Here is a 2089-nt window from a genome sequence, read left to right on the forward strand (position 1 = left end):
ACGAATCTGGCTGTCTTTGGCCCAGGCCTTGATGACCTTGGAGACTTCCTGATGCATGGTTTCATTAAAGCTGTTGAGCTGTTTTGGACGGTTAAAGGTCAGGTAGCCTACTGCATTTTTTTCTTCGACAATAATTGTTTGATAATCCATTACACACCTCTAAATTCTGGTTTTCTTTTTTCTAAAAATGCATTGATGCCTTCCTGGCGATCTTGGGTTGCCGCTAGCCAGACAAAATGTTGACGCTCGAGCTTCAATCCCTGACTTAAAGTCACTTCATGGATCGACTTTAAAGATTGCTTGATGGCACGAATGGCCAGCGGTGCCTGCTTGGCAATTTTTTCCGCCAGTTCCAGTGCGTATTGCACGGTCAATCCTGCCGGACAAACCTGGCTGCTAATGCCATGTTGCAATGCGGTCTGTGCCGAAATCATTTCACCGGTCATGGCCCAGCGCATCGTCAATTGCTGACCGACCAGACGGGCCAGGCGCTGTGTTCCACCGGCACCCGGCAGCATCCCTAAACCAATTTCAGGTAAGGCAAACTGGGCATTTTCTCCAGTCAGCACCATGTCACCATGCAAAGCCAACTCGAAACCTGCACCCAAAGCATAACCATTCACGGCCATGATTAAAGGCTTGGAAAATTCATCAATTTTTTTCCAAAGCAGTGGGCGCTGATCCTGCTGGATGCTGACCACATCTAACTGTGCCAGCTCATTTAAATCAGCACCGGCAGCAAAGCATTGTGTATTTCCGGTGATGACCACGGCTTTCACAGCAGCATCTGTTTCCAAGTCCTGTAAACAGGCTGCAATGTTTTGCAAGGTGGCATTGTTTAAGGCATTGCGCTTTTCCGGGCGATTTAGCTCGATCAGTACCACACCTGGCTTGGGTGAGCTGGTTTTAATGTAGGTCATCCTTGAACTCCTGCTATGCTCGCGGTGCTGTAAATTCAGCTGTTATTCATCAAAACTGAGTCGGACATTGGCCGTGGTTGGACGTGCCTGACAACTGAGCACATAGCCTTTCTGAATTTCATCTTCTTCCAGACTGTAATTCACCGCCATTTCAACCTGTCCCTCTAACACCTTACATTTACAGGTTGCACAGACGCCGCCCTTACAGGCATATGGCAGGTCTGCCCCGGCACGTAGCGCAGCATCTAAAATACTGTCATCCTGTTTGGAGACTTCAACAATCAGCTCACGACCATCTAGAACAATATTGACGCGTTCTTCACTGCGGCTTTCCATCTGCTGGGCGGTTGCTTTCGGTACAGTACCCGTATTGAAGCGTTCAGTGTGAATCTTGCTGCGCTGAATGCCCCAAGTCGGTAATACCGTTTCGACCGCTGCCATCATTTCTTCCGGACCACAGGCAAAACAGTGATCAGTGTCGGCTGAAATCAGATTGGCCTGAAACAGCTGCTGTAATTTTTCCGCATCAATCCGACCATTAAAGATCTCGCTGTCATTCAGTTCACGTGAAAAAATATTCACCAGTTGCAGACGCTCTTTAAAACGGTCTTTCAAGTCCATGATCTGTTCAGAGAACATGGTCTGTTTCCAGGAACGGTTGCCATATACCAGAGTGAATGTTGCGTCCGCTTGACGGTTCAGTACCGACTTGACAATCGATAAGATTGGCGTAATGCCACTGCCTGCTGCAAACCCTAGATAATTTTGGCCACCGGCCTTGGCTGCTTTCTGAAAGAACACCCCTTGCGGTGGCATGACTTCTAAAACATCGCCTGCTTTGAGATGCGCATTGGCCCAAGTTGAAAACTGACCCTGATCAATTTTCTTAATTGCAATACTCATGTCTTCTTGAGTATCACTGCAGATCGAGTAACAGCGGCGCAGCTCGCCGTCATCGGTTAAATGACGAATGGTCAGGTGCTGACCCGGTTGGTATTGAAAAGTATCCAACTGCTCAGGCGCGAGATCAAAGGCAATGCAGATCGCCTGCTCGGTTTGTGGCTGAATCGATTTAATGGTTAATGGTATAAATTGGCTCATGGCAAAATCCTTCTTTTAGGTGGCGGTGTTCAGGCTTGTTATTGGTTTACCCTGCCCACCGCGCAATC

At 48.2% G+C, this 2089-nt stretch carries 3 protein-coding genes; all 3 read right to left on the bottom strand.

The genetic code is table 11. The annotated features are described in order from the left end of the window. Positions 1-150, bottom strand: a 150-nt coding sequence (locus WAK81_RS04625; protein WP_422195876.1) for an enoyl-CoA hydratase/isomerase family protein, incomplete at its 3' end; no start/stop codon positions are given. Further along, positions 150-920 carry an enoyl-CoA hydratase-related protein gene (locus WAK81_RS04630; protein ID WP_171533270.1) on the bottom strand — a complete coding sequence of 257 codons (771 nt, stop codon included), beginning with the start codon at positions 918-920 and terminating at the stop codon, positions 150-152. The genes WAK81_RS04630 and WAK81_RS04625, both read right to left, overlap by 1 nt. A 42-nt stretch (positions 921-962) precedes the next feature. Further along, the gene (locus WAK81_RS04635) at positions 963-2021 is read right to left on the bottom strand and encodes a 2Fe-2S iron-sulfur cluster-binding protein (protein WP_422195875.1); all 1059 of its coding nucleotides are present in this window, start codon (positions 2019-2021) and stop codon (positions 963-965) included. Between the last annotated feature and the right edge of the window lie 68 nt (positions 2022-2089).

This window comes from Acinetobacter sp. (assembly GCF_049284435.1).
In the GTDB taxonomy this organism is placed as follows: Bacteria; Pseudomonadota; Gammaproteobacteria; order Pseudomonadales; family Moraxellaceae; genus Acinetobacter.

Coding starts and splice junctions, on each gene's coding strand:
- WAK81_RS04635 (WP_422195875.1), bottom strand. CDS start 2,021: ATGAGCCAATTTATACCATTAACCATTAAATCGATTCAGCCACAAACC.
- WAK81_RS04630 (WP_171533270.1), bottom strand. CDS start 920: ATGACCTACATTAAAACCAGCTCACCCAAGCCAGGTGTGGTACTGATC.